20 protein-coding genes and 1 pseudogene are annotated in these 26,298 nt (G+C 56.8%); 5 read left to right on the forward strand and 16 right to left on the reverse strand.

The genetic code is table 11. The features are described 5' to 3' along the window. Nucleotides 1-3 precede the first annotated feature (3 nt). The 6 genes from PSUM_RS29705 to rplM all read right to left on the reverse strand — a co-directional run bounded on the left by PSUM_RS29705 (nt 4) and on the right by rplM (nt 4,468). Nucleotides 4-621 carry a glutathione S-transferase N-terminal domain-containing protein gene (locus tag PSUM_RS29705; protein ID WP_007972581.1) on the reverse strand — a complete coding sequence of 206 codons (618 nt, stop codon included), beginning with the start codon at nt 619-621 and terminating at the stop codon, nt 4-6. 155 nt (nt 622-776) lie between these two features. Continuing rightward, nucleotides 777-1,559: a cytochrome c1 gene (locus tag PSUM_RS29710; protein WP_020800905.1), complete on the reverse strand. Its 783-nt coding sequence runs from the start codon at nt 1,557-1,559 to the stop codon at nt 777-779. Beyond that, nucleotides 1,559-2,770 carry a cytochrome b gene (locus tag PSUM_RS29715; RefSeq protein WP_007943720.1) on the reverse strand — a complete coding sequence of 404 codons (1,212 nt, stop codon included), beginning with the start codon at nt 2,768-2,770 and terminating at the stop codon, nt 1,559-1,561. The genes PSUM_RS29710 and PSUM_RS29715 overlap by 1 nt, the downstream gene beginning before the upstream one ends. Then, nucleotides 2,770-3,363 (reverse strand): ubiquinol-cytochrome c reductase iron-sulfur subunit, encoded by a 594-nt coding sequence (gene petA, locus PSUM_RS29720; RefSeq protein WP_008060255.1) that lies wholly within the window; start codon nt 3,361-3,363, stop codon nt 2,770-2,772. The genes PSUM_RS29715 and petA overlap by 1 nt, the downstream gene beginning before the upstream one ends. Nucleotides 3,364-3,632: 269 nt before the next feature. After that, nucleotides 3,633-4,025 (reverse strand): 30S ribosomal protein S9, encoded by a 393-nt coding sequence (gene rpsI, locus PSUM_RS29725; RefSeq protein WP_003228056.1) that lies wholly within the window; start codon nt 4,023-4,025, stop codon nt 3,633-3,635. Between the two features lie 14 nt (nt 4,026-4,039). Then, nucleotides 4,040-4,468 (reverse strand): 50S ribosomal protein L13, encoded by a 429-nt coding sequence (rplM, locus tag PSUM_RS29730; RefSeq protein WP_003228062.1) that lies wholly within the window; start codon nt 4,466-4,468, stop codon nt 4,040-4,042. A 246-nt stretch (nt 4,469-4,714) separates the two neighbouring features. Between rplM and PSUM_RS29735 the strand changes: the two genes are divergently transcribed. Then, nucleotides 4,715-5,755 (forward strand): NADP(H)-dependent aldo-keto reductase, encoded by a 1,041-nt coding sequence (locus PSUM_RS29735; RefSeq protein ID WP_083349739.1) that lies wholly within the window; start codon nt 4,715-4,717, stop codon nt 5,753-5,755. Nucleotides 5,756-5,885: 130 nt separating this feature from the next. On the opposite strand, the gene PSUM_RS29740 is transcribed toward PSUM_RS29735, so the two are convergent. Next, nucleotides 5,886-7,022, reverse strand: coding sequence for an acyl-CoA dehydrogenase family protein (locus PSUM_RS29740; protein ID WP_033043287.1), 1,137 nt, complete (start codon nt 7,020-7,022; stop codon nt 5,886-5,888). Between the two features lie 220 nt (nt 7,023-7,242). Here PSUM_RS29740 and PSUM_RS29745 point away from each other — a divergent pair, with 220 nt between their 5' ends. Then, nucleotides 7,243-8,163: a GlxA family transcriptional regulator gene (locus PSUM_RS29745; protein ID WP_173667184.1), complete on the forward strand. Its 921-nt coding sequence runs from the start codon at nt 7,243-7,245 to the stop codon at nt 8,161-8,163. A 155-nt stretch (nt 8,164-8,318) separates the two neighbouring features. Here the strand turns inward: PSUM_RS29745 and zapE are convergent, their stop codons facing one another. From zapE to PSUM_RS29760, 3 genes are all read right to left on the reverse strand, one after another. Next, entirely contained in the window at nt 8,319-9,413 is a 1,095-nt protein-coding gene (gene zapE / locus PSUM_RS29750) for a cell division protein ZapE (protein WP_020799783.1), read from the reverse strand. 90 nt (nt 9,414-9,503) lie between these two features. Next, nucleotides 9,504-10,859, reverse strand: a complete 1,356-nt coding sequence (locus PSUM_RS29755; RefSeq protein ID WP_020799782.1) for a tryptophan--tRNA ligase — start codon at nt 10,857-10,859, stop codon at nt 9,504-9,506. Between the two features lie 24 nt (nt 10,860-10,883). Next, nucleotides 10,884-11,513, reverse strand: coding sequence for an alpha/beta hydrolase (locus PSUM_RS29760; RefSeq protein WP_033045646.1), 630 nt, complete (start codon nt 11,511-11,513; stop codon nt 10,884-10,886). 144 nt (nt 11,514-11,657) lie between these two features. Between PSUM_RS29760 and PSUM_RS29765 the strand changes: the two genes are divergently transcribed. Beyond that, nucleotides 11,658-12,092, forward strand: coding sequence for a Z-ring associated ZapG family protein (locus tag PSUM_RS29765; RefSeq protein ID WP_033045648.1), 435 nt, complete (start codon nt 11,658-11,660; stop codon nt 12,090-12,092). 241 nt (nt 12,093-12,333) lie between these two features. Here PSUM_RS29765 and PSUM_RS29770 read toward each other — a convergent pair whose 3' ends face one another. Both PSUM_RS29770 and PSUM_RS29775 read right to left on the reverse strand, forming a co-directional pair. After that, on the reverse strand, nt 12,334-13,038 hold the full coding sequence (locus tag PSUM_RS29770) for a YiaD family glycine zipper/OmpA-like lipoprotein (RefSeq protein WP_033045649.1): 705 nt from the start codon (nt 13,036-13,038) through the stop codon (nt 12,334-12,336). Nucleotides 13,039-13,142: 104 nt separating this feature from the next. Next, the gene (locus tag PSUM_RS29775; RefSeq protein ID WP_020799778.1) at nt 13,143-13,787 is read right to left on the reverse strand and encodes an MBL fold metallo-hydrolase; all 645 of its coding nucleotides are present in this window, start codon (nt 13,785-13,787) and stop codon (nt 13,143-13,145) included. 386 nt (nt 13,788-14,173) lie between these two features. Here PSUM_RS29775 and PSUM_RS29780 point away from each other — a divergent pair. Both PSUM_RS29780 and PSUM_RS29785 read left to right on the forward strand, forming a co-directional pair. Next, nucleotides 14,174-15,392 (forward strand): annotated as a pseudogene (locus tag PSUM_RS29780) (IS3 family transposase). A 591-nt stretch (nt 15,393-15,983) separates the two neighbouring features. Beyond that, nucleotides 15,984-19,127 carry a GNAT family N-acetyltransferase gene (locus PSUM_RS29785; RefSeq protein WP_083349741.1) on the forward strand — a complete coding sequence of 1,048 codons (3,144 nt, stop codon included), beginning with the start codon at nt 15,984-15,986 and terminating at the stop codon, nt 19,125-19,127. A gap of 123 nt (nt 19,128-19,250) precedes the next feature. Here the strand turns inward: PSUM_RS29785 and PSUM_RS32405 are convergent, their stop codons facing one another. The 4 genes from PSUM_RS32405 to PSUM_RS29800 form a co-directional block, all read right to left on the reverse strand. Beyond that, complete coding sequence (locus PSUM_RS32405; protein ID WP_263863804.1) at nt 19,251-19,376, reverse strand: hypothetical protein; 126 nt, start codon at nt 19,374-19,376, stop codon at nt 19,251-19,253. Between the two features lie 231 nt (nt 19,377-19,607). Beyond that, a complete protein-coding gene (locus PSUM_RS29790; RefSeq protein WP_033045651.1) occupies nt 19,608-22,346 on the reverse strand; it encodes a winged helix-turn-helix domain-containing protein in 2,739 nt (912 codons plus the stop codon). A 304-nt stretch (nt 22,347-22,650) separates the two neighbouring features. Beyond that, nucleotides 22,651-24,015, reverse strand: coding sequence for a DUF1329 domain-containing protein (locus PSUM_RS29795; RefSeq protein WP_020799776.1), 1,365 nt, complete (start codon nt 24,013-24,015; stop codon nt 22,651-22,653). Nucleotides 24,016-24,041: 26 nt separating this feature from the next. Then, complete coding sequence (locus PSUM_RS29800) at nt 24,042-25,979, reverse strand: DUF1302 domain-containing protein (protein ID WP_020799775.1); 1,938 nt, start codon at nt 25,977-25,979, stop codon at nt 24,042-24,044. Between the last annotated feature and the right edge of the window lie 319 nt (nt 25,980-26,298).

The following is a 26,298-nucleotide window of genomic DNA, read 5'->3' on the forward strand; positions in this document are numbered from 1 at the left end:
GCCTTAGCGCATGTCGCGTTCGACACCAGACAGACTCGCCTGGAAAGCCTCACGCGCAAACTGGCGCTCCATATAATCAAGCAGCGGCTTGGCTGGCCGCGGCAGTTCTATACCCAGAATCGGCAATCGCCAGAGTATTGGCAATAGGCAGCAATCCACCAGGCTTTGTTCCTCACTGAGGAAAAATGGCTTGTCGGCAAACAGCGGCGAAACGCCTGTCAGGCTCTCGCGCAACTCTTTACGCGCCACTGCACGCGCCGCTTCCTTGGTCCGCGAATCCAGGATCAGATCCACCAGACCACACCAGTCACGCTGAATACGATGAATCAGCAAACGACTGTTGGCGCGCGCCACCGGATAGACCGGCAACAGCGGCGGATGTGGGTAACGCTCATCCAGATATTCCATCACCACCGTAGATTCCCACAGCGCCAGGTCACGATCGACCAGCGTCGGCAAGCTGCCGTAAGGGTTCACTTCGATCAGTTTAGGCGGCTGGCGACCAGCCTCCACATAAATGATCTCGGCGCTTACACCTTTCTCTGCCAGTACGATTCGCACTCGGTGGGAATAGTGGTCGGCGGGGTCGGAGTAACAGGCCAACCGATTGGTCACGCCCATGGCGATCCTCCTCGCTTGTTGAAATGATCGGAAGCGGAAAAACGAGCGCGCCCAGAGGGCGCCTCCCGTAACGCAGTACCTGGCTCACCAGGCTCGTTACCCTTTCAGAGGCGCCCTTGGGCGCGCGCGATTAACAGCAATTGCTTGAAGCTTTATCAGTGCACATCTTTCCAGTATTCGCGCTTGAGCAAGTAAGCGAATACGAAGAAGAACGCCAGGTACAGCAATACGTACGTACCGATGCGCTGATGTTGCAGCTTAACCGGGTTAGCCGAGTAAGCCAGGAAGGTTACCAGATTCTTGACCTTCTCATCGAACTGCTCTTCGGTCAGGGCACCACTCTTCGGCACAATGGTCAGCTGATCGCACGCTTCATGAGTCAGCGCCGTACCGGTCAGCGGATCATATTGCTTCTTGCCGTCCTCGACGATCTGAACCTGTTTGCAACCGACAACCTGGCGACCCTGCAGGCCGACCAGCACGTTAGGCATGCCCACGTTCGGGAAGACCTTGTTGTTCACACCCCACGGGCGCGACGGATCTTCATAGAACGACTTCAGGTAGTTGTAGAGCCAGTCGGTACCACGCACACGAGCGACCAGAGTCAGGTCAGGCGGTGCCGCACCGAACCAGGCCTTGGCGTCAGCTGGCTGCATGCCGATGTTCATGTGATCGCCGATCTTGGCGCCGGTGAACACCAGCTTGTCGAGCATCAGCTCATGGGGGATGCCGAGGTCATCGGCAACACGCTCATAACGCTGGAACTTGGCGCTGTGGCAGCCCATGCAATAGTTGGCGAACGTACGTGCGCCATCCTGCATGGCAGCCTTGTCGGAAACGTCGATATCGACCTTTTCCAGCTCCGGGCCACTCGATGTCGATGCGAAAGACAGTACAGGCATCGCCGCAAGAATCAGTACAGCAAATAGTTTTTTCATCAGCCAGTCACCCTTTCCGGAACCGGTTTGGTCTTCTCGAGCCTGGTATAGAACGGCATCAGGATGAAGTAGGCGAAGTACAGGAAGGTACATACCTGCGACAGCAACGTACGGCCCGGAGTCGGCGCCAGGACACCCAGCACACCCAGGATCACGAACGAAATGCAGAACACCCAGAGCCAGATCTTGCTCAGCCAGCCCTTGTAGCGCATCGACTTGACCGGGCTACGGTCCAGCCACGGCAGGACGAACAGCACGGCGATGGCCGCACCCATGGCGATCACACCCAGGAGCTTGTCCGGAACCGCACGCAAGATCGCGTAGAACGGCGTGAAGTACCAGACCGGAGCGATGTGCTCTGGGGTCTTGAAGGCGTTCGCCACTTCAAAGTTCGGCTTCTCGAGGAAATAGCCGCCCATTTCCGGGAAGAAGAACACGATCGAACAGAAGATGAACAGGAACACCACCACGCCGACGATATCTTTCACGGTGTAGTACGGGTGGAAGGCAATGCCGTCCAGCGGTACGCCGTTTTCGTCTTTGTATTTCTTGATGTCCACGCCATCCGGGTTGTTCGAACCGACTTCGTGCAACGCCAGGACGTGCAGCACTACCAGACCGAGAATAACGATGGGCAGCGCCACCACATGCAAGGCGAAGAAGCGGTTCAGGGTGATGCCGGAAATCAGGTAGTCACCACGAATCCACTGGGTCAGGTCGTTGCCGATGACCGGGATCGCACCGAACAGCGAGATGATCACCTGGGCACCCCAGTAGGACATCTGACCCCACGGCAGCAGGTAACCCATGAAGGCTTCAGCCATCAGCGCCAGGTAGATCAGCATGCCGAAGACCCACACCAGCTCACGCGGCTTCTGGTACGAGCCGTAGAGCAAACCACGGAACATGTGCAGATAGACCACGATGAAGAACGCCGAGGCGCCGGTGGAGTGCAGCAGGCGCAGGATCGAGCCGTACTCGACGTCGCGCATGATGTACTCGACGGAAGCAAAGGCCTCTTCCGCCGACGGGGTGTAGCTCATGGTCAGCCAGACACCGGTGACGATCTGGTTGACCAGAACGAGCAGTGCCAGGGAGCCAAAGAAATAGAAGAAGTTGAAGTTCTTCGGGGCGTAGTACTTGCTGAGATGGTCTTCCCACATTTTGGTCGCGGGAAAGCGCGCATCAACCCAATCCATGAACTTGCTCATCACGCTTTCTCCGTATCGACGCCAACGACAATGATGTCATCGGTCTCATAGGAATGCGGGGGAACTGGCAGGTTCAAAGGCGCAGGTTGCGACTTGTAGACGCGGCCAGCCAGGTCGTAGTGGGAGCCGTGGCAAGGACAGAAATAGCCACCTACCCAGTCCTTGCCCAAGTCCGCGGGAGCGACTTCGGGACGGAAGGTCGGCGAGCAGCCCAGGTGCGTGCAGATGCCGATCAGCAGCAAAACTTCAGGCTTGATCGACCGCGTTTCGGGGTCGACATAGGTCGGTTGTGTCGAGTTCTTGGAGGTCGGGTCAGAAAGCTGGCCCTCGATCTTTTTCAGATTCCCCAGGATTTCCTCGGTACGGCGGACGATGAACACCGGCTGGCCGCGCCACTCAGCAATCATCTGCTGGCCTGGCTCGATCTTGCTGACATTCACCTTCACCGGTGCACCTGCGGCTTTCGCCTTGGCACTGGGAAACCATGACCCCACGAACGGGACCGCAGCCCCCACCGCTCCTGCAGCACCCACCACGGATGTGGCTGCTACCAAGAAGCGACGCCGGCCTGCATTCACGCCGTCATTGCTCATTCAGTCCTCTCCCATCAGCTTTGTGGCCTGTTAAATCAGGCATCTACTAAGTAAAACTCTGTACTTATAAAAATTTTGCCGAATGGTAATGAAAAGCCCCAATTCTGACAAGGTAATTACCCTGGGGCACCACTGCCAAGCCTTGTAGTATAGGGCCTCTGCTGATGTGGCAAGTTGTCACAGCGCAATTCTTCAAGAAAATTACACGCACAAAAAAACGCCCAGCTCCGTGAGGAAACTGGGCGTTCTTTTTTGAACGTGGAAGCGAATTAACGCTTCGAGTACTGCGGACGCTTACGCGCTTTACGCAGACCAACTTTCTTACGTTCAACTTCACGTGCATCGCGGGTTACGAAGCCGGCTTTACGCAGGGCGCTGCGCAGAGTCTCGTCGTAGTCCATCAGAGCGCGGGTGATGCCGTGGCGGATTGCGCCAGCTTGACCACTCACACCACCGCCGATCACGGTGACGTAGATGTCGAACTTCTCGACAGTCTCAGTCAATTCCAGCGGCTGACGAACTACCATGCGGGCAGTTTCGCGGCCGAAGAAATTATCCAGCGAACGATTGTTGATGGAGATGTTACCAGTACCCGGACGCAGGAAAACGCGTGCGGTTGCGGTCTTGCGACGGCCAGTGCCGTAATTTTGAGTCGCCGACATAATGAACTATTCCGTTAAATCTTCAGTTCTTGGGGCTGCTGAGCAGTATGAGGGTGTGCAGCGCCCGCATAGACTTTCAGCTTACGGTACATGTCGCGACCCAGCGGGTTCTTAGGCAGCATGCCTTTGACCGCGGTCTCGATCACGCGCTCAGGGGCCTTGGCGATCAGCTTTTCAAAGTTGATCGACTTGATGCCGCCCGGGAAACCGGAGTGGGAGTAGTACATTTTGTCAGTGGTTTTAGCGCCGGTAACACGGATCTGCTCGGCGTTGATTACGACGATGTAGTCGCCGGTGTCAACGTGAGGAGTGTACTCAGGCTTGTGCTTGCCACGCAGACGGCTCGCGATTTCGGTGGCCAGACGACCCAGGGTCTGACCAGCAGCGTCGACGACAAACCAGTCGCGCTTTACTGTTTCCGGTTTAGCAGTAAAAGTTTTCATTCTTTATAGCCTCAGGGGCCGCCCTGTAAATTAGACGGCGGATCTTACTGAATAGTGCGTACTTTGACAAGTCAAAGGCAGCCGGATACAGACGCTTTCGGGGGCTCGGGTCGGCGCGTCCGTTCAACGGCAAGATTCTTCGGCGGCGGCGCATCACTTCCACTGCAGAAAGAGGTGCGCAATTATGCAGATTGCGAAAAATAATTCAACCTGCTTTTATGATTGTTTTGCCCAAGGAGCTACCCGATGGAGTATCGCCAGCTAGGCCGAACCAACCTGAACGTGAGCGCAATCTGCCTCGGAACCATGACCTGGGGCGAGCAAAACAGCGAGGCAGACGCCTTCGCCCAGATCGAGCGAGCCAAGGACGCCGGGATCAACTTCATCGATACCGCTGAAATGTACCCGGTGCCGCCCAAGGCCGAAACCTATGCCAGCACCGAACGCTACATCGGCAATTACTTCAAGAGCCGTGGCGATCGCAGCGACTGGATCCTCGCCAGCAAGATCGCCGGCCCCGGCAATACCATCGACTACATCCGCGACAAGAACCTGCGCCACAATCGCCAGCACATCACCGAAGCCGTGGACGCCAGCCTCCAGCGCCTGCAAACCGATTATATCGACCTGTACCAGTTGCACTGGCCGGAGCGCAGCACCAACTTCTTCGGCCAATTGGGCTACAAGCACAAGATCGAAGCCAACCTGACCCCCCTTGAAGACACCCTCGAAGCGCTGGACGAACAGGTCAAGGCCGGCAAGATCCGCCATATCGGCCTGTCCAACGAAACGCCGTGGGGCACCATGCGCTTCCTGGCCCTGGCCGAAGCCCGTGGCTGGCCGCGCGCGGTGTCGATCCAGAACCCGTATAACCTGCTCAACCGCAGTTTCGAGGTCGGCCTGGCGGAAATCGCCATCCGCGAACAATGCGGCCTGCTCGCCTATTCGCCGCTGGCATTCGGTTTCCTGTCAGGCAAGTACGAAGGTGGGGCCCGCCCGCCAAAAGGTCGGCTGAGCCTCTACAGCCGCTTCAGTCGGTATTTCAACCCGCAGTCGGAAGCGGCCTGCAGCCGCTACGTTGCACTGGCCCGCGAGCACGGCCTGGACCCGGCGCAAATGGCCCTGGCATTCGTCACGCAACAGCCGTTCGTGACCAGCAACATCATTGGCGCCACGACACTGGAGCAACTGGACAGCAACATTGCCAGTTTTGATCTGAAGTTGTCGGATGAAGTGCTGGAAGGGATCGAGGCGATCCACAAGGATCATCCGAATCCCGCCCCTTGATTGATCAATAAATCGCCATCGCGGGCAAGCCCGCTCCCACAGTGAGCAGGGTGTTCACAAATGCTGTGTACAGCTCAAAACCTGTGGGAGCGGGCTTGCCCGCGATGGCGCCCTAGCAGTCGCCGCAAGATCAAAGCGACCGCGCAATAATCTCCTTCATGATTTCATTGGTCCCGGCATAGATCCGCTGCACCCGCGCATCCGCCCACGCCCGGGCGATCGGGTATTCCCACATGAACCCGTAACCGCCATGCAATTGCACGCACTCGTCGAGCACCTTGCACTGTAGGTCCGTGCCCCAATACTTCGCCATCGCCGCCGTCGGCACGTCGAGTTTGCCTTGCAGGTGCAACTCCAGGCAGCGGTCGACAAAGACCCGGCCGATCTGGATCTCGGTCGCCATCTCGGCAAGTTTGAAACGAGTGTTCTGGAAGTCGGCAATCGCCTGGCCGAAGGCTTTGCGCTCTCGGGTGTACTCCAGGGTCCATTGCAACGCCGCTTCAGCCGAAGCCAGCCCGCCGATGGCCACGGTGAGGCGCTCCTGCGGCAGTTCCTGCATCAGATAGGCGAACCCCATCCCGGCCTGGCCCAGCAGATTTTCCCTGGGCACTCGCACGTCCTGGAAAAACAGCTCCGAGGTGTCCTGGGCCTTCATTCCGACCTTTTCCAGACGCTTGCCCTTGTCGAAACCCGGCGTATCGGCTTCCACCAGAAACAGACTGGTGCCCTTCGCGCCCGCCTTGGGATCAGTCTTGGCCACGACGATCACCAGGTCGGCGAGGAAACCGTTGGTGATGAACGTCTTCGAGCCGTTGATTACATACTCGTCGCCGTCCAGCACGGCAGTGGTCTTCACGCCTTGCAAGTCGGAGCCCGCACCCGGCTCGGTCATCGCAATGGCACTGACCATCTCCCCGGAAACCAGTTTGGGCAGGTATTTGTGTTTCAACGTTTCACTGCCGTAATGCAGGATATAGGGCGCAACGATGTCCGAATGCAGGGAAAAACCGATACCGGTCAATCCGAGGCGCCCTATCTCTTCGATAACCACCGCGCTGTACAGAAAGTCCGCCCCCAACCCGCCGTACTGCTCCGGCAGATGCGAGCACAACATTCCCGCCTCCCCCGCCTTGTTCCAGAGTTGACGGTCGATATAGCCCTGTTTTTCCCATTGCCCATGGAACGGCACCGCTTCTTTCTCGAGGAACGTTCGCACACTGTCGCGAAAAAGTTCGTGCTCGGAGCTGAACAAGGTTCTCGGAATCATGCGGCACCTTATCTTTGTTTTTAAAGGAATGGACCTTCAGAGACTAAGCCTGGCGCCCGATACAGGACACTGGACACATCCGACAAAAAATAAGACGATCCAGCCGTCTGGTGACCACTTTCCCCTATAAGAATAAAGTTGAATTATGTCTAACCAAGCCTCCACGCCCTTGCGGCGCGTCAGCATCCTGGCCATTGACCGGGTTTTCGCTTCCACCCTCATGCAGGCCAAGGACTTCTTCCACCTCGCCAGCCTGCGTTACGGCAAACAACTGGGCCATGGCCTGACGCCAGCGTTCGAAACCCGACTGGTCAGCCCCGATGGCAAACCGGTCAACACCTTCAGCGACGTAGTGATCCCGGTGGACGGCGGCCTGGAAAATGCCGACATCATCGTCATTCCCGCGTTCTGGGACGATTTCGAAACCCTGAGCAGACGTCATCCCGAGGTCCTGTCCTGGCTGCGCCAGCAACATGCGCGCGGCGCTGTACTCTGTGGCGAGGCCACCGGCGTGTTCTGGCTCGCCGAAGCCGGCCTGCTCGATGGCAAGGAGGCGACCACCTACTGGCGCTTCTTCAATGCCTTTGCAGAACGCTTCCCGAAGGTGCAACTCAATCAGGACAAGCACCTCACCGACGCCGACAACCTGTATTGCGCGGGTGGCACTACCTCGGCATGCGACCTGTACGTCTACCTGATCGAGCGCTTCTGCGGCGCCAACGTCTCCCAGGCTGTAGCACGAGACATCCTCTATGAGGTGCAACGCAGCTACTCGCCGGGAAGAATCGGTTTCGGCGGGCAAAAGCTGCATCAGGACGTGATCATCCTGCAGATCCAGCACTGGCTCGAAGAACACTTCGCTGACAAATTCCGTTTCGAAGACGTCGCCCGCGAACATGGCATGAGCATCCGCAACTTCATGCGCCGCTTCCAGACCGCCACCGGCGACAAACCCCTGCATTACCTGCAGCGCCTGCGCATCGAAACCGCCAAAGGCTTGCTGTCCGGCAGCCGCAAGAGCATCAAGACCATCAGCTACGAAGTTGGTTACGACGATGCGAGCTTCTTCGCACGACTGTTCCGCCAACACACGGAGTTGTCGCCGAACCAGTATCGGCAGCAGTTCCAGCAAGCGGCCTGAACCTCAAGGCATTCGCAAAACACTGAGCTGCCGCAGGCTGCGATCTTTTGATTTTTAAGATCAAAAGATCGCAGCCTGCGGCAGCTCCTACAGGGGATTTTCAGCGCGTAAAAAAAGGCCTGCAAATGCAGGCCCTTTTTATTTTTCGAATCGTCCTACGGCTTGTGCGCCCGGGCCAGGAATTCGTGGGACTGCATTTCGAGCAAGCGACTCAGGGTTCGCTGGAACTCAAAGTTCAGGCGACCACCGGTGTAGAGGTCCTTGAGTTCGACTTCGGCAGAAATGATCAGCTTGACGTTGCGATCGTAGAATTCGTCGACCATGTTGATGAACCGTCGGGCGATGTCGTCGGTCGTGACGCTCATCTGCTCGACACCGCTGAGCAACACGGCGTGGAAGATCTTGCCCAGTTCGATGTAGTCGTTCTGGCTGCGCGGGCCGTCGCAGAGTTCGCGGAAGTCGAACCACGCCACGTCATCACAGGTGCGAAGGGCACGAATTTCGCGGTTCTCGATCATCAGCACGTCGTTTTCGATCGCTGCGGTGCATTCCGGCGTCAGCGCGCGGAAGCTCTTGCGCAGGCTTTCGTGGGAGGCTTCGTCGAGCGGGAAGTGGAACAGCTCCGCTTGTTCGAGGTGACGCAGGCGATAGTCGACGCCGCTGTCGACGTTGACGATCTCGGTGTTTTGCTTGATCAGCGCGATGGCCGGCAGGAAGCGCGCGCGTTGCAGCCCGTCCTTGTACAGGCCGTCCGGCACGATGTTCGACGTCGCGACCAGGGTGACACCGTTCTTGAACAGTTCTTCCATCAAGGTGCCGAGGATCATGGCGTCGGTGATGTCGGAGACGAAGAATTCATCGAAGCAGATCACCCGGGCTTCGGTGGCGAAGCGCTTGGCAATGATGGTCAGCGGGTTTTTCTCGCCGCCCAGGGTCTTCATCTCTTCGTGCACGCGCTTCATGAAGCGGTGGAAGTGAGTCCGGGACTTTTCCTTGAACGGCAGCGCTTCGAAGAAGGTGTCGACCAGGTAAGTCTTGCCGCGACCCACGCCGCCCCAGAAGTACAGGCCCTTGACCGGCGCCTGATCCTTCTTGCCAAACAGTTTGCCCAGCAGGCCCGGCTTGTTCTGCTCGGCCGCGACCAGATCGTCGTACAGGCGCTGCAGATGACGCACGGCAGTTTCCTGCGCGGCATCATGGAAGAATTCCGGGCGTTTCAGATCAGCTTGATATCGTTCTAGGGGCGTCATAATTCGTTAGCAAGGCAACAAAAACGGGCCGTCACTGTAGCGATGGCCCGTGGGAATGGCAATCAGCCCTTGGTCGGGCCGAGCCGTTGATTATTCCTGGACTGGCGTCAGGGCGATCCTCAAAGCCTCGATCGCCGCATCACGCGCGCCGCTGTCAGCGAACGCCGGGCTGTCACCCACGCACTGATCTTCAAGCCAGACGCTGAAGCCCAGGGCTTCGCTGCGCACGTCCAATGGCTGGCCCGACTGCAGCTGCTTGGTCACCTGCCCGGCGGTTTTACCGTCGGCGAAGTTGCGCGACAGCAACAGTTGCTCGCCATCGGCCGCCAGCAAACGGAAGCGGAAACTGCCGTCATCTTCACGGAAGCTGACAAAACGCGCAGCCTTCGCGGCTTTCTTCTTGGTGGTCGTTGCCACTTGAGCCTGGGCAACGAACGAACGCAGGCCTACCGCTTCGCGCAATTCGTTGAGGAAAGGAGTCGCGACTGTCCGCGCCTTTTTCGCCCCGTGCTGCAGGATGTCTTCAAGATCCGCCGGGCGCTCGATCAGTTGGTTGTAACGCTCGCGGGACTCGCCCAGCTCGCTGTCCAGCAGTTGGAACAGGCGGTTCTTCGCCTCGCCCCAACCCAGCCCCTGCAGCAGGTCGCTGCGGAATTCGTCAGCTTGCGCGGGGGTGGCGAACGCCTGGAACAAGGTGAACAGGTGCGAATTGTCCGGATCTTTTGCCTCACCCGGTGCACGGGAGTCGGTGACGATACGGGAAATCGCATCCTTCATTTCTTTGGCGCTGCTGAACAACGGAATGGTGTTGTCGTAGCTCTTGGACATCTTGCGGCCGTCCAGGCCCGGCAGCGTGGCCACGCTTTCCTCGATCAACGCCTCAGGCATGGTGAAGAATTCCTTGCCCTGGCCGAACAGGTGGTTGAAGCGCTGGCCGATGTCCCGGGCCATCTCCACGTGCTGGATCTGGTCGCGACCGACCGGCACCTTGTGCGCGTTGAACATCAGGATGTCCGCGGCCATCAGCACCGGGTAGCTGTACAGGCCCATGGTGATGCCGGCGTCCGGGTCTTCACCGGTCTCGATGTTCTTGTCCACCGAGGCCTTGTAGGCATGGGCGCGATTGAGCAGGCCCTTGGCGGCGACGCAGGTCAGCAGCCAGGTCAGCTCGGGGATTTCCGGAATGTCGGACTGACGGTAGAAGGTCACGCGGTCCACATCCAGGCCACCGGCCAGCCAGGTCGCGGCGATCTCCAGGCGCGAGCGCTGGATGCGCAGCGGGTCATCGCACTTGATCAGGGCGTGGTAGTCGGCCAGGAAATAGAACGAATCGGCATTGCTGTCACGGCTGGCAAGGATCGCCGGGCGGATGGCGCCTGCGTAGTTGCCCAGGTGCGGCGTGCCGGTGGTGGTGATGCCGGTGAGGATACGGGTACGAGTCGTCATGGGTAATCGCTTGTCAGACTGCAATCAATTCGAGAGACGCGGCAGGATCAGATCCTTGAGATCGGTCAGCTTGCCATGAAAAAAGTGTCCGCATTCTGCCACTTTCAGCAGCTCATGGGGACGTTCGAGCTTGTCGGACCATTGGTAAACCAGCTGCGGATCGATCACTTCGTCGGTTTCCGGCTGGATCAACGTCAATTCGCCCTGCTGCGGCAGTTGATCTTCAGCGCCCAGACGCATGACCGCCGGTGCGACCATGAAAAGATGCTTGAGCTTCTCGCCCTTGGCCTCGAGGCGCCCGCCGAGACTTGCTGCAACAAAGCCGCCGAAGGAAAAACCGAACAGGGTCAGCGGCAATTCCGGGTGTCGGGCCCGAAACCATTCGGCGACGGCCTGGGCATCGTCGACTTCGCCGGTGCCCATGTCGTGGGTGCCTTCGCTGGCACCGACGCCCCGATAGTTGAAGCGCAGGGTGATCAGTCCGGCGTCGCGCGCAGTGCGCTGCAACGTCGAGACCACTTTGTTGAGCATGGTGCCACCTTGCACCGGGTTCGGATGACAGATGAGCGCCAGGCCACGCGACTGCTCGTTGTCCAGGTACAGTGCTTCCAGTTGGCCGACAGGGCCATCAATCACTACAGGTGTTTCGCGCATAAGCAAGGAAGGAACTCCGTGACCTCGAATCGGGTCGACTCGTCTAGCAAATTGTCTGTGGCTGTCTATTGCGAGTGAATCGCGGTATACAGCGCAGGTTCGAGCCGTTAACGTAAAGCAAAGCCGTTTATAGAGGAAGGACTCGTGGAACACTCGCTCTTAGTTTGGTTGTTACCGACTCTTGCCCTGGTTGTGGGTGTCGCCATTGGGTTTCTGATCGCTCGCCTTGCGCCGAATGCCGCGCCTAGCAGCACGCAACGTCAGCTGGACGATATTCAGGAACGTTTCGACAATTATCAGAACGAAGTGGTGACCCACTTCAACAGCACAGCGACACTGGTCAAGAAACTGACTCAAAGCTATCAGGAAGTGCAGGATCATCTCGCCGAGGGTGCCAACCGCCTGGCCCTGGACGAACAGACTCGTCAACGCCTGCTGGCTTCCCTGCACGCCGATGCAACGCAGGCTCCACGGGAACGCCTGACGCCGCCGCGCAATCAGGAACCACCGCGCGACTACGCACCGAAAGCCCCGAACGCGCCGGGCATGCTCGATGAGCATTACGGCCTGAAGAAGTAATCAGGTTTCAGGTGTGAAAAAGCCCTCGGACATGTGAATGTTCGAGGGCTTTTTGTTGCTGAATGCCTCTTTGCCTGTGCCGGCCCCTTCGCGAGCAGGCTCGCTCCCACAGGAATATGCGCTTCAAATGTGGGAGCGAGCCTGCTCGCGATGGGGCCCGTTGTGGCAACACAAAAAAACCGCCCGGTCTGTTTAAGATCGGGCGGTTTTTATGCCTGGGGTTCAGTCAGGCGACGTTGCCTTATTGCTGAGCACCGTACTGCTGGCCTGGAATCGCCTTCAGGTTGACCTCTACCCGGCGATTCTGCGCCCGACCATTGGCATCGGCGTTGCTGGCGACCGGGTTATCCGGGCCGGCGCCGCGGGCGCTCAGGTTGGCGCCGCTCACGCCTTGCGAGGTCAGGTAGGTCGCCACGCTCTGGGCACGACGCTGGGACAGGTCCATGTTGTGCTGGCGGCTGCCGGTGCTGTCGGTGTAACCGACGATTTCGATCTGGTTCTGGTTGAACTCTTTCAGCGAGCCGGCCAGGTTGTTCAGCGGCTGGTAGAAGCTCGAAGCGATGTTCGCCGAATCGGTGGCGAACGTGATATTGCCCGGCATGATCAGCTTGATCTGATCACCCTCACGCTGCACTTCGACACCGGTGTTGGCCATGCTGGCACGCAGTTTTTTCTCCTGCTGGTCGGCGTAGTAGCCGTAACCCGCGGCGGAAGCACCCACTACAGCAGCACCAATGAGCGCGCCCTTGCCACGGTTGTCGTGGTTGATGGCAGCACCGGCCACTGCACCTGCCAGAGCCCCAAGGCCACCGTACTTGGCGGTTTTGCTCATGCCCGTGGAGCCGCTATCGGCCTGGCCCTGGTTGTCGTAGGGGTTGGGCGATGCGCAACCGGCCAACAAAGCCACGGCAGTAGCGACAATAATCAAACGAGGCGTGGTGAACATGTAGAGCTCCTACTTTTTTGCGTTCTGTGGTGCAACGGTTTCAAGCATCGAACCATTGCCGGCGTTGGATCATTTCCCGAGGTAAAAATTCCACTCGTTACAAATCAGGCGCGAACAAAAGGGTTCTCGCGCATTTCATCACCCAAGCGCGTATCCGGACCATGTCCGGCCACGACCGTCGCCTCTTCGTCGAGGGTATACAAGCGCTGCTTGATCGAACGCACGATGGTCGCCTGATCGCCGCCCCATAGATCCGTGCGCCCTACCCCGCGCCGGAACAAGGTATCCCCGGCGATCAGCAGCTTCGCGTCGGCGAACCAGAAGCTCATGGAGCCTGGGGTGTGACCCGGTGTGTGCAAAGCCACACCACAACCACACGCCAACTCTTCATCGTCTGCCAGCCAGCGGTCCGGTGACGGTACCGGCGTGTAGGGCACGCCGAACATCTGGCATTGCATCTCCAGGTTGTCCCAAAGAAATTGATCTTCCTTGTGCAGATGCAGGGTGGCGCCGGTTTTTTCCTTCAACTGGCCAGAGGCCAGGAAGTGATCGAGGTGCGCGTGGGTGTGAATGATACTGACCACCTTCAAGCCCAAAGCATCGAGCCGCGCGAGGATCAGTTCGTGATTGCCGCCCGGGTCGACCACGATGGCTTTTTTCGTGATCGGGTCGCCGATGATCGTGCAGTTGCACTGCAAGGGGCCGACAGGGAAGGTTTCGCGGATCAGCGCAGGTTTGGCAGCGTCCATGGGTGTTCCTGTAAGTTGATGGTGCTATTTTGGCATAGCGCGCTAAATAGATGGCGACGTTAGGTAGAAAGGCCCTCATCAGCTCTACGCTCAAATCAGACGTAAAGGGTGGCCTCAATTGACACGCACATTCAACACCCAGCAAGAAACAAAAACCTGAGCGGCCATGATTAAGCGTGAAATGAGTGACCGCATTCTGCTTCGACATGGTGAATTACCGCCACGCGCCTCGAAGCAGAATTCGCTCATTTGACAGCTGGCCATCATTTCTCACACGTTCACTATCACCTACAAAGAGTGGCGCATGAAATCCTTTGAACGAGACCCCATGAAAGACAGGACACCGTTTCCCTCTTACGATAAGGGATAGGCAAACGGTTATGTTTATGACTAATAACAACGACAAGAGTGGGGAGCTTTTGGGCCAGGAGCGGCGGCGCCGCTGGAGTCCAGAGCAAAAGCTGGCCATGGTTCGCGAGAGCCTTGAGCCAGGACAAAGTGTGTCGGTCGTCGCTCGGAGCAACGGCATCAATGCCAATCAGTTGTTCTTGGGGCGCAAGCTGTATCAGGACGGCAGCCTGTCGGCGGTCAGTGCTGGCGAAGCCGTGGTGCCTGCCTCCGAGCTAAGCGATGCGCTCAAGCAGATCCGTGAACTGCAACGGATGCTGGGCAAGAAAACGATGGAAGCGGAAATCCTCAAAGAGGCCGTGGAGATCGCCCGGTCGCGAAAATGGATTGCGCACTCACCCTTGTTGCCGGGGGACGACCAGTGAAGCTGGTCAGCGAATGTCTCGGTGTGGCGCGCTCGCAATTAACGTTTCGAATCAAGCAATCGGTATCGCCCAAAATACGGCGAAACAGACCTGTGAACGATGCTGAGTTGGTGGTGGAAATCCAACAGCAAGTCAGCGAGTTGCCCAGCTACGGCTACCGTCGTGTCTGGGGATTACTGCGCCGCGAACGTGAAACCCAGTCGCTGTCAGCGATCAACGTGAAGCAGGTTTACCGGGTGATGCGTGACCACAACCTTTTGCTTGAACGCCGGATCAAACAGCCCGGCGTGCCGCGTCGGCACGAAGACCGTATTGCAGTGGAAACCAGCGATACGCGTTGGTGCTCGGACGGCTTTGAGTTCCGTTGCGAGGACGGTGCCAAACTGAGCGTGACCTTCGCCCTCGATTGCTGTGATCGCGAAGCCATCGGCTGGGTCGCGAGCTCGACCGGGTACAGCGGCGATGATATCCGCGACTTGATGCTGAAAAGCGTGGAGAAGCGCTTTGGTGATCAACTGCCCCCTAAGCCGGTGCTATGGCTTGCGACAACGGCTCGGCGTACACCGCCGAACAGACATGCCTGTTTGCTCGACAGATCGGTTTGCAGCCGGTGACCATCCCAGTTCGCAGCCCGCAGAGCAACGGCATGGCCGAGAGCTTTGTGAAGATACTCAAACGTGATTATCTGGCGCACATGCCCAAGCCGGATCGAGAAACGGCGCTGCGTAACCTGGCAATTGCCTTCGAGCATTACAACGAGCAGCATCCGCACAGCGCCTTGAAATATCGTTCACCGAGGGAGTTCAGGTGCTTAGCGGGAACATCAATTTAACGGGGAGTTGGTGTCCGGTTTGGTAGGGGCAAGTCCATCCTTGAGCGGCCCATTCGAACTGCCCCCGCCAATCAAGCGTCGATGACGCCTGCTTCAGAAGAGTGTGCGGACGTATGGAACCCGAACTCGAGAAACCAGTTCAGTGAAAACTGCCAATCAGGAAGCACCCGCGGCGAGTTTGCTTAAGCATGCCGGCAGACTCCGCATCAGCGAAGAACATCTGTGTCATTGGAGCTCAACAGTCATGTTCGTGTCAGGCGGGTATTTCACCAGATTTTGAAGTCTTTTTCAGAGTGTCTCTTATAGGGTCGATCTCAAGTGCGGGAAAAGTCAATTGATGAGTGATCTGTGTCGTGGCTCTACATCCAAAACCCGGACAATTTGATTCTTTTTTATGAGCGCACCGAGTTTTATAGCGCTAGATTAGCAGCCAATCGGTTTATCAAACCGCCAACACCTAACACTCAGAAGCAAGCGACTGGAATGAAAAATTTGTCGCTGCCCCCCGAGAATTGCAAGAATTTAAAAACTGCGCGCACACTATCTCTCGTATAAAAATACCGAACTCAATTCACGATAGAAATAAATTACATGATCCGATCGCCAGCTTCTTCAACCCCGCCGAGTCCAAACATTAATTGCGCAGAAACTGATTCATCCAGCTCGCAAACAACTCAGCTATCTCAACATTTAGTCAGCGTAGATAATATAGCTAAAGAGCTCAATCTAGGCATAGAAAGTAACCCGCCTAATCACTCGAAAAAAAGCCAAAAGGGTGACGACCGCGATGACTATAAAAAAACAAATCCCTCCTCGAACAGAACCTCGTCAAACACACAACTAACACTAAATGACTTACGAACGAGCAGTTCAATACATAAAGTACCCCACGACGAGGCAAAAAAATTACTCCATGCCCTCAGGGAGGACATCATCAACAACTGGAATCAAAAAAAAATACGAGGGAATGATCAGGACTATATTAATGACGAGCAAGAAAATTTAATCACGCGAATAGATAATACTCGCGCCGTGATAGGCCAAATGAATATATCTCTCCAGAAAAAAGTAGATATTGACTTTTATGTGGCTTTTCAAGCAGGTTATCCCGCGGGTTTGATGGCGCTTAAGAACGAGAACAACCGCGCATCTGTTTCTATCGAGTATATGTTTACACTTCCAGGATCTTGCGGCCTTGGAAGAATGTTTATTGAGCAGGCAGTTGAAGCATCCATGTCTCTCGGGGGACATGGCAACGTACATGTTGAAGCCAAGCCTGAAGCGACCGGATTCTATAAATCCTTAGGGTTTACACAAGATCCTTCAGACCCCATTGAAACCGCAATGGTATTACATTCCAAATCGAGGGAAAATCTAAACGTTGACACTCAGGAGGGAGTACGTAGCGCGAATTCAGTCAGTCGTGGTGCTCGGTCACGCCTCCCAAACCCAGCGTCACAAAACGCGCAGATAAAGGTCGAATTAATCGAAGTTAAAAATCCAAAACATCAATCACCAGCATCTCCCGATAAAATTTTCTCTTTAAGTAAGGATAATTCTGGCAATTACGGCTTTTTATCAGCCCAGGGGACGCAAATGACGAGTACCGATACGCCACCTGCAAATGGGCAATTCGTATACATCATCCATCCTGAAGATCCAGATTGTATCCGCGTCGGCGCTCAGATGTTATTTACCACGGAGGATAGGCAGCGCTTTGTTATTGATGGGCACACTGCGATTTCACATCGCGATCCTGTCTTATATGCGGGAACCTTGATACTTCAAGATGGTCAACTCCTTTACTGGACCAATCACAGCGGTCATTATGAACCTGGCGAAGAGGCTCGCTTCACTAAATTATCCGCTAAAGCCAAGGAACTTTTACCAGAGAGCCTCTTTAAAAACTATAAGGAACTTCCAGATGAAGAAAAAAGGGAACTCCTGGCACTAGGCGGGTACGCAGATCTCGAGTTCTCTTCAAGTAGCGAAGATGAGGAAACAACCACCCTCAAAATAGATTCTGATAATACAGACAATCAATCACTTATCGTAGCAAGCAGTTCTTCGCGGCCAAACATTGCTGGATCCCTTCTATCAAAGGCTGGAGACGTAGAGCATTCAACAAAAGTCAGGAGTGCGCTTGATAGCTATTATGCAAGTCAATTCAAGGTTGATGGAGAATTCTCCACCACTATTCAGAAAATTGAAAAGCTTGATCAACAGGTTCGCGTCGATCCACCCAAATGGTTTTCTACATTAGAAAATGGCGATATATTCAAGAGAAAAACGTGGAACCATTACGCCAGACTTTTGCTTGCAATTTCGCCAAACAACCCAAATGAATTGATAAGGGCAGCAGCGCCTGCAGTTGTTGCTCCATTCGATTTTGCCATTCGTGCTACTCTGCAAGCCTTGAAAGAAGGAAAACTATCTTCCAAAGAGGCCATTGAGTTAATATATAAGCCTGATGCCGGTTATGCATCCCCTGCTAGCGTAGTAGCCCCTTACCGCGCTTTACCCCAAGTAAAAGAATTAGCAGACCAACTCTTCGTTGATGTGCCAGTACAAATTCTAAATGGGGCACAGCCATCGGAGAAAGAAATAATACAAGATTTTTTTGTACAAACACTTAATGAACGTCAGCCGGGCGCCCCCAGCCTGGCGCGACAACTTTATGAAGCACCCTTCTATGGTTCGCCCAAGGAATCTGACAATCTCAAGCTTAAGATGGAGCAGGAAATTGGCTTACATTTATCTAAACCTCTTTTTAAAGCGCTCAAAGCAGAAATCAAGAAAACCGCTGGCTCGTCTACAACTAAAACCTCATCCATAACAACACAGAACGAATCATTATCGAGCGAGCCTGTGGCATTCACCTCGTCATTCAATCAGAGCGCACAGGACATAGTAAGTAAATTTCGTGAGTTTTCAGATAAACAACACCGAATTTCAGCTGCAATGAAAGAAGCAGATATCGACCACCAGAAAAAAGAGCTGGAGCAGAAACTCAAAAAGTGGCAGGACAAGCTTCACACTCACGAATTGAGCGAATATTCAAACAATGTGACAGAGGCTTATAACAAATCGCGAACTGCTAACGTTCAAGCGGAGGCTCGTAGCAATTGGGACGTCATCAATGCTTCAAACATTGATCACCAACACCAACGTTCAGAACAACACCGTAAAGCATCGATTGAAACTTCCAATTTATCATTTGCAATCGCCAGTTCAAAGGCTTATCAAGAAGCGACCACATACAACTTACGCAAGACATTCGAAATAGAACAAATCCGACGCAGCATGCAAACAAGTTCGCCTTGCACTGATAACAACACTGGAGAACTCCCAAACGATACTGCCTTGGACACCAACAGCCTAAGGAGTGCCGGTAGCAGTTGGTCTCTTCAATCCAATATGAACTCGGGTTCTGCAGAGTCACTGGGAACATACCCAAATTACAGCATACCTGAATTGCCGCCTGCCCATACTGGTAGCACTCAAAGTATCCGGCCTGACGATAGCTACGAGCAAGAGAAAGAATATAGAAATTTTAGAATGAATAAATTGCAAGAAGAAAAGCAGCAAATAGAAACACAAGAGAAAGAGGTAGCGCAATATCGCAAAGAGATTGATCAGGCCCAACAAGCGAAAGAAGAACGTATAGCGAAGGGGCAAAACGCAAAACTTAAGGTAATGGGGCTGGATGATTATCGATCGATGAACCCCCTGTAAAGACCGTGGTGTCTTAGAACCAAAAAACCTCCCACATTGGATTGTCAGAGACCATAGGATTTATGCTCACGATTTTCCAGTGTAGGAGGGCCTCGCTCGCGAAGGCGGCCTCACAGTCGCCACTTATCCAAAGACGAAGAAAAGCCCGCAGTGTGCACGGATTTTCATCGGCACGATTTCAAACTGTTCGCTGATTTCTTGGCCATCGGCGTGTTTGCGGCAACCGTAGACGCAAGTCAGTTCATGCATGGGCAGTTCGTAGCGTGGCAGACACTTCCTACTGGCATGCGCCCCTAGCGTATCAGTTGTTTCGGGGGGTTAATCACTCCAGAGACTACAACTTGCCTCCACCGAAAAGCGCTACCTCATCAGCTATCACCGGCCATACCATGGACAAATCCGTCAACCTGGACCATGACAATGGACGCACATTGGTATTCTGATATACCAGCATTTCCTCACGAGAAAATCCGCTAGGTGCTACACCAACACCCCCAATTCCTTCGCCCGCGCCACCGCCTGCGTGCGCCGCTCTACCCCCAGCTTGCTGTTGATATGGCTGGCATGGGTTTTCACCGTATGCAGCGAAATGAACAGCTGGTCGCTGATTTCCTGATTCGAGCAGCCTTGGGCGATCAGGCGCAGGACGGCCATTTCCCGGGTGCTGAGTTGTTCTGACGCGGGGATGGGCTCCAGCGTCGGGCGAGAGGTCATGGCTGGAAGTTTGTCTGCAAGTTCCTGGGTAACCGGGGTCGGCGCACAGAGTTGAAGCTGCCCACGCAGCCAGTCCGGATGCTCGGCCAATAGCTTTTCAAAGGGTTGCAATACGCCGCCGGCTGCGGCGTCCAATGCCTGGACCAGCGCCTTGCGGGCTTCGGGTTCGCGCCCGCTGGCCAGCAACAGCGAAACTTTTTGCGTCAGCGCCATTGCACTGAGCATCTGCCGACCGGTTTGCTGACCATGTTCGAGCAGCGCGTTCAATCGCCCTTCGGCCAGCATCGGCTGGTTCTGGATGACCTCCAGCAACGCTTGCTGCAGTTCGATGTGCAGCGGCAGTTGCGGATGGAACTCCGGTGGCGCGGCGGGTTGCTCGCCGTTGTAGGTCTGCCCCAAGCGCGCCAGCCAGGCTTGCGCCAGGTCGGTACGCCCCTGGGCCAGCCAGAGTTCGCATTTGACCAGGGTAATCATTGCCAGGTAGTAGATCGGCGGCACGTCCCAGATGTGCATCAGCCGCTCGGCTTCGGCGAGCTCGGCAAAGGCCTTGGCGAACTCACCGCTGTTGCCTTCAAGCCGGGCGATCACGCAATGGCCGATCAGCACGCTGATATCACGACAGGCGCGGGCTTCACCTAAACCGGCCTGCAAGCGTAGCCGCGCCGCTTGAGGTTGCAGGCGCAAGGCCAACAGGAAGCCCTCATACAACGTCAGTCGGGCACGTACGGCAAAGAGCCGCTGCGCCGGTAGCCCCTGCAAGCGTTGCAGCCCTTGGCGGACTTCATCCAGTGCTCGCAGTATTTCGCCCCGCGCCTGCAACACACGAGCGCGGTCGTAGTGGGCCAGCGCCTCGAACAGCGGATTGCCAACCCGTTGCGCCAGTTCCAGGGAGTCACGGTTCAACGCCCTGGCACGCCACATGTCGCCATCGGCAATCGCCAGGTTGGACAGGGTCGAAAGGCACATCAATCGCTGGCCATAGCGCTTGCACGGAAGACTCTCCAGCGCTTCGGTGCAGTAACGTAGGGTCAGCTCGCGGTTACCGCGCCCGCGCGCGATGATCCCGCTCAGGGCCAGCCATTGCGCCAGCATCGACTTCTGCGCCGTGGCCGACGGCGCTGGCAGGAAGCGGCTCAGGTGGCTGGCCAGTTCCTCGGCAGCGTCCAGCTGGCAGGCCAGGCCCAACGCCCAGCTGTAGAGCACGATCAGTCGAGGCGTGCTGATCAGCAGGCTATCGGGCAAGTCCATTTTCCAGCGCAGCAACATGCCGACGTTCTGTTCGGCCAGCAGTTGTTCTTCGGAAAGGTTTTGCACCAGGTTGGCCGCAACGTCCAGGTGCCCGGCTCGCAACGCTTGCTCGACCGCTTCATCGAGCAGTCCCTGGGCGTTGAACCAGCGACAGGCACGCAGGTGCAGGCTGGCGGCCGGCACCATCGATTGCGCGCCCGGCCGTGTGCGCAGCAGGTCGGAAAACAGATGGTGATAGCGAAACCAGTGACCGTGTTCGTCCAGCGGCACCAGGAACACTTGGTGGGCAGCCAGGAAGCGCAGGATTTCGGCGCTGTCATGGGCGTCGCGAATGGCGTCGCACAGTTCGCTGCAAAAACGTTCCTGGTGGGCGGTGTCGTAGAGAAAGGCTTGCACCTCAGTGGGCAGGAAATCGATCACCTCCTCGAGCAGGTAATCGCGAATCAACCCTTCCCCGCCGTGCAGTGCCCGAGGCAATGCCCCCTGATTGCCTGCCTCGGAGGCGGCCAGCAACCAGAAGCGCAACCCGGCAACCCAGCCTTCGCTGCGCTGGATCAGGTTTTCCAGCGCCTCGCCACGCAACGAACTGCTGTGCCGATCGAGCAGGCTCAAGGCTTCATCGTGGGTCAGGCGCAAATCCTGCTCATGCAACTCCAGCAGTTGGCGCGACAGGCGCAACCGCGCCAGGTGCCAGTCCGGACGCTGTCGACTGGTGACCATCACCAGCAAGCCATCGGGAAGGTGGTTGAGGAAAAACTGCAGGCAGCGATCGAGCACCGGCCCCTGGGCCAGGTGATAGTCATCGAGCACCAGCAACAGGGGGCTCGCCGTCGATAGATGCACGGCCAGCTCGTCGAGCAGCCCGTCCAGCCATTCTTCGAAGGCGAACGGCTGATGACGCTGGCGCATCTTCAATAATCCGAGGGACTGCCTGCCCAGTTGCGGAAAAAAATCCTGCAGGCCTTCGAGCAACCGCTCGAGGAACCGGCCCGGGTCGTTGTCACGCGGACTCAGACCCAGCCAGAGACTTTGCCAGTGCGGCGGCAGTGCCTGACAGAACTCCACCGCCAACGAACTCTTGCCGAACCCGGCCGGTGCACTGACCAGCAGCAACCTGCCACCGAGACCGGCGCTCAGGCGCTCGCACAAGCGTGGACGCAGCACATGGCCGTCCGGCAATGGCGGCCTGAAAAAGCGCCCGTCCAGCGCGGCGACAGCGACGCTTGCAGGACCTGGTGGTGGGGACAGATCAGTCATGGCCGGCTCTTGTTAGTGTTGCGGGTGGCGGCGTTGCAGATGTCCGCAGACTAGCGGTAAACGAGGACGGAATGAAGGTTATTGCTACAAATGGCTACAAAAAGTCTACACACACTGTAGGAGCGAGCCTGCTCCGGGCGGCGTTCCGACGATGGTCGTGAACGATAGCGCGTGAAGTCTGGCACCACGCGGTGCTCTCTGGTTTTTCGCGAGCATGCTCGCTCCTACAGTGAAAACGCAAAAAAAAACGCCCCGAACCAGTCGGGGCGTTTTTCCGGAGGATGCGGCCTCAGGTCATTGCACGTTAGCGAACACCATCCTGGCGCAATGCCGCCGGGGTGAAGTCGCTGGTGGTGGCAGTGAAGCCGAAGTCATACGCCGACTTCTCTTCGTTCTTCATGCCCAGTGCCAGGTAACGACCCGATTGCAGGTCGTACAGAGCCTCCAGGGTGTACCACGGCACCTGGACGTTGTAATAGTTCTGGGCATGAGCTTCCGCCACGCGCCAGAGTTGATTACGACCGTCGTAGTGGTCGATCACAGCCGCCTGCCAGGTGTCTTCATCGATGTAGAAGTCACGCTTGGCGTAGATGTGGCGCTGACCTTCCTTCAAGGTTGCCACCACATGCCATACCCGGCGCAGCTCGTAGCGAGCCAGGTCCTGGTTGATGTGGCCGGCCTTGATGATGTCGCTGTACTTGAGCTTCGGATCATCGAGCTTGTAGGCGTCGGAAGCGATGTACATCTCTTTCTTGCCTTCGAGCTTCCAGTCGTAACGATCCGGCGCGCCGTTGTACATGTCCAGGTTGTCGGAGGTACGCAGGCCGTCTGCCGCGGTACCCGGTCCGTCATAGGACACTTGTGGCGCACGACGCACGCGACGTTGACCGGCGTTGTAGACCCATGCCGAACGCGGTTCCGCCACTTGGTCGAGGGTCTCGTGCACCAGCAGCACACCACCGGCCAGACGTGCCGGCGCGGTCACTTTCTGCTTGAAGTAGAACAGGATGTTGCCCGGGTTCGCCGGATCGTAGTCCTTCATCTTGTCACGGAATACGAACTGGTCCTGGAAGTACACCAGGCTGAACGAACCGTTCGGCTGTGGCGTGGCTTGGGTGACCAGTCGGGTTACGCTGCCGCCGCGATAACGGGTGATGTGGTTCCAGATGACTTCCACGCCGCTTTTCGGAATCGGGAACGGTATCGCGGTTTCAAAGTTTTTCAGCCCGTTACCGCCTGATACCAGCTCGGTGGTGGTGGCGTTCTTCTTGATGGAGGCGAACACCTCATCCGGCACGGTGGCACCGCGATGGGACGGGTAAACCGGCATCTTGTAGGTTTCAGGGTAGCGTTTGAACATCGCGTACTGGCCCGGAGCGAGCTTGGCCTTGTACTGGTCGACGTTCTGCGCGGTGATGGTAAACAGCGGTTTTTCGCTGGCGTACGGATCGGACAGGAAACCCTTGCTGTCGACGCTGCCGGCATTTTTCGGCATCGGTTTCCAGGCCGGGATCGAACCGTCGGCATTGCCCGCCATTTCGGCGCCCATCGGGGTCAGGCTCTTGCCCAGCTTGTCCGCTTCTGCCGCCGGGACCGCTGCCATTACGCTGGTCGCCAGCAACGACAGTCCCAGGACACCGGCGTGGAACAGACTCTTGGTTATTTTCATGTGTGTACTCGTCCTGAAAATAGTGCTTAGAAGTTCACGCCAAAGCTGAGCGCAACGAAGTCGCGGTCATCCACGGTGGTGTACTTGCCGTCGAAGAAGTTGGTGTACGCCAGGCTTGCGGTGTAGGTGTTCTGGTACTCGGCATCGACACCCAGGCTGACCGCCTTGCGACCTTCCTCGAAGTTGCCGCCTGGGCCAGGGGAGTAACCTTCCACGTCGTGGGACCAGGCCACGTTCGGCTTGAGGTTCACACCGGCGAATACGTCGTTGTATTCCCAGATGGCGCGACCGCGATAGCCCCAGGAGTTGGCAGTAGTGAAGCCGTCGTTTTCGCAGTAGCGACTGACGTTGTTTTGCGGTCCGCCTGCCAGCGTGCCGCTGTTCAAAGTTACGCACTGGTTGTTCGGCAATGGACCAGGGCCGTAGCTCGGGTCACGGCCGTAACGTGCCTTGGAGTTGCTTTCCAGGCCGCCGACGTGGGTCCAGCCGACTTCACCCACCAGGGTCAGACGCTCGGCGCCCATCACCTGGTCGAAGAAGTGGGTCAAGGTCGTTTGCAGCTGGGTCACTTCCTTGCGGCGATAACCTTGCTGGTCCTGCCCTGGCGTGCCCTGAAGTACGGAAACGTTAGGGTTCAGCGGCGTCAGGCCCGAGAACAGGATGTCGGTGGTGTTGAGTTGGACCGGCGCATTCGGCCGGTAGCTGACTTCACCACTCCACGCGGTGCCGCTAGGCAGTGTGGTGGAGAAGCTCAGGCCATACAGTCGGATATCTTCAGGGTATTCAACGTAGTAACTGGAGTTGCCCGCCACCACCAACGGCAGCAAAGTCGGCGCCAGGCCCGCCGCCACACCCAGTGGTAGGCCGGAGCCCACCAGCCCGCCTACCAGGCCAGCACCACTGTAAGCGCTCGCCGGTGCGCCATGACCACTGAAAATCGGCGCACGGCTGTGGTAGTTCATGAAGTAGGCACCGAACTCGGTGTCCAGTGGATCGAACATGTACTTGAAGGACACGCCGAACTGGCCGCTGTCACGGGCATCGCGATCCGGGCCACGACGAACGATCACGCCTTCGTCCGGGTTACCCCAGGTCACGCCCCTGGCGCCGAGGGTATTGATGGCAGCGTTACGCGCCCCGGCCGGCAGCCCCGCCGCCGCCAGCGCATTGTTGAGCCCGTTCTGGGTACGCAGTACCGCCAGGTTGTTATCGCAACCATCGGCGATCACGTCCGGCTGAGAGAAAAACGTGCCGCAGTTGTCGACGACAGTCTGGTCCCATTCGATCTGGTAGAAGGCTTCGGTCGAGAGATTTTCGGTGAGGCTCTGGGACACGTAGAACATGTTGACCGGGATCAGGCCTTCCTTGATCTCGGCACCGGGACGACGGAATGCGGACACATCGATCGGGTTGATCGAGTTGATACCGCTGCCGATGAAGGTACTTTCACCCCAGCTCACCACTTGCTTGCCCAGGCGTACGGAACCCGGCTGATCGGCAATGGCGTAGTTGTGATAGACGAAGGCATCGAGGATTTGACCGCCAGCGGACTTGGCGCCTTCCTTGCGATTGTCGTCGCTGATGTCCTTGAACGGACGGCTTTCGTCCTTGAGTTCAAAGTCGTACCAGTATTTGCCACGGACAAAAATGCCGGTGTCGCCATACTTCAGCTCAAGGTCATGGATGCCCTTGAAGATTTTCGAGAAGGTTTCACCGCTCTTGAAGTTCAGGTGGCCGTCATCGGAAGTCTGGGACAGGCCACGACCGCCGTTGTTGACGCCGATGAGGTTTTTGTTGGCGCTTTCAGTAGACCAACTCGCGCCGATCGACAGGGAAGAGTCGAACTGACCTTCGATTTCACCGATGTTGAAACTGACGCCGAATGCAGGCCCGGCGAGCGTAGAGGCAAGGCTGACGGCCAACGGCAATTTCGCCCGGCGCCAGAACTGGTTTACTGATGTCATCGACGCTTCTCCATGTGCATTTTATTGTTATGGCAAATAGCACTTCTAAAAACGCTTGGATAACAGGGAGCCACGGCTTCCCAAAGTCATTCCAAAGTTGCATCGCCCCGGTTTGTGCGTTTGCTCCGTTCTTAAAAATCCTTGAGCGGACTATAGCCAGCAGGTAGTAGTGCTTGATCCCTCTAAAGTGTGATTTGCGCCTGCCAGGCACTCTGGACCAGTCCTTTGCCATGCCGACACCCGTCGGCCCGGCAAGAATGGCTGAAAATACGAATTTGACAAGCCAAGCGCTTGCTTGGTGGGGCTGGCGTGCCCTTTT

It is taken from the genome of Pseudomonas umsongensis (genome assembly GCF_002236105.1).
Classification (GTDB): domain Bacteria; phylum Pseudomonadota; class Gammaproteobacteria; order Pseudomonadales; family Pseudomonadaceae; genus Aquipseudomonas; species Aquipseudomonas umsongensis.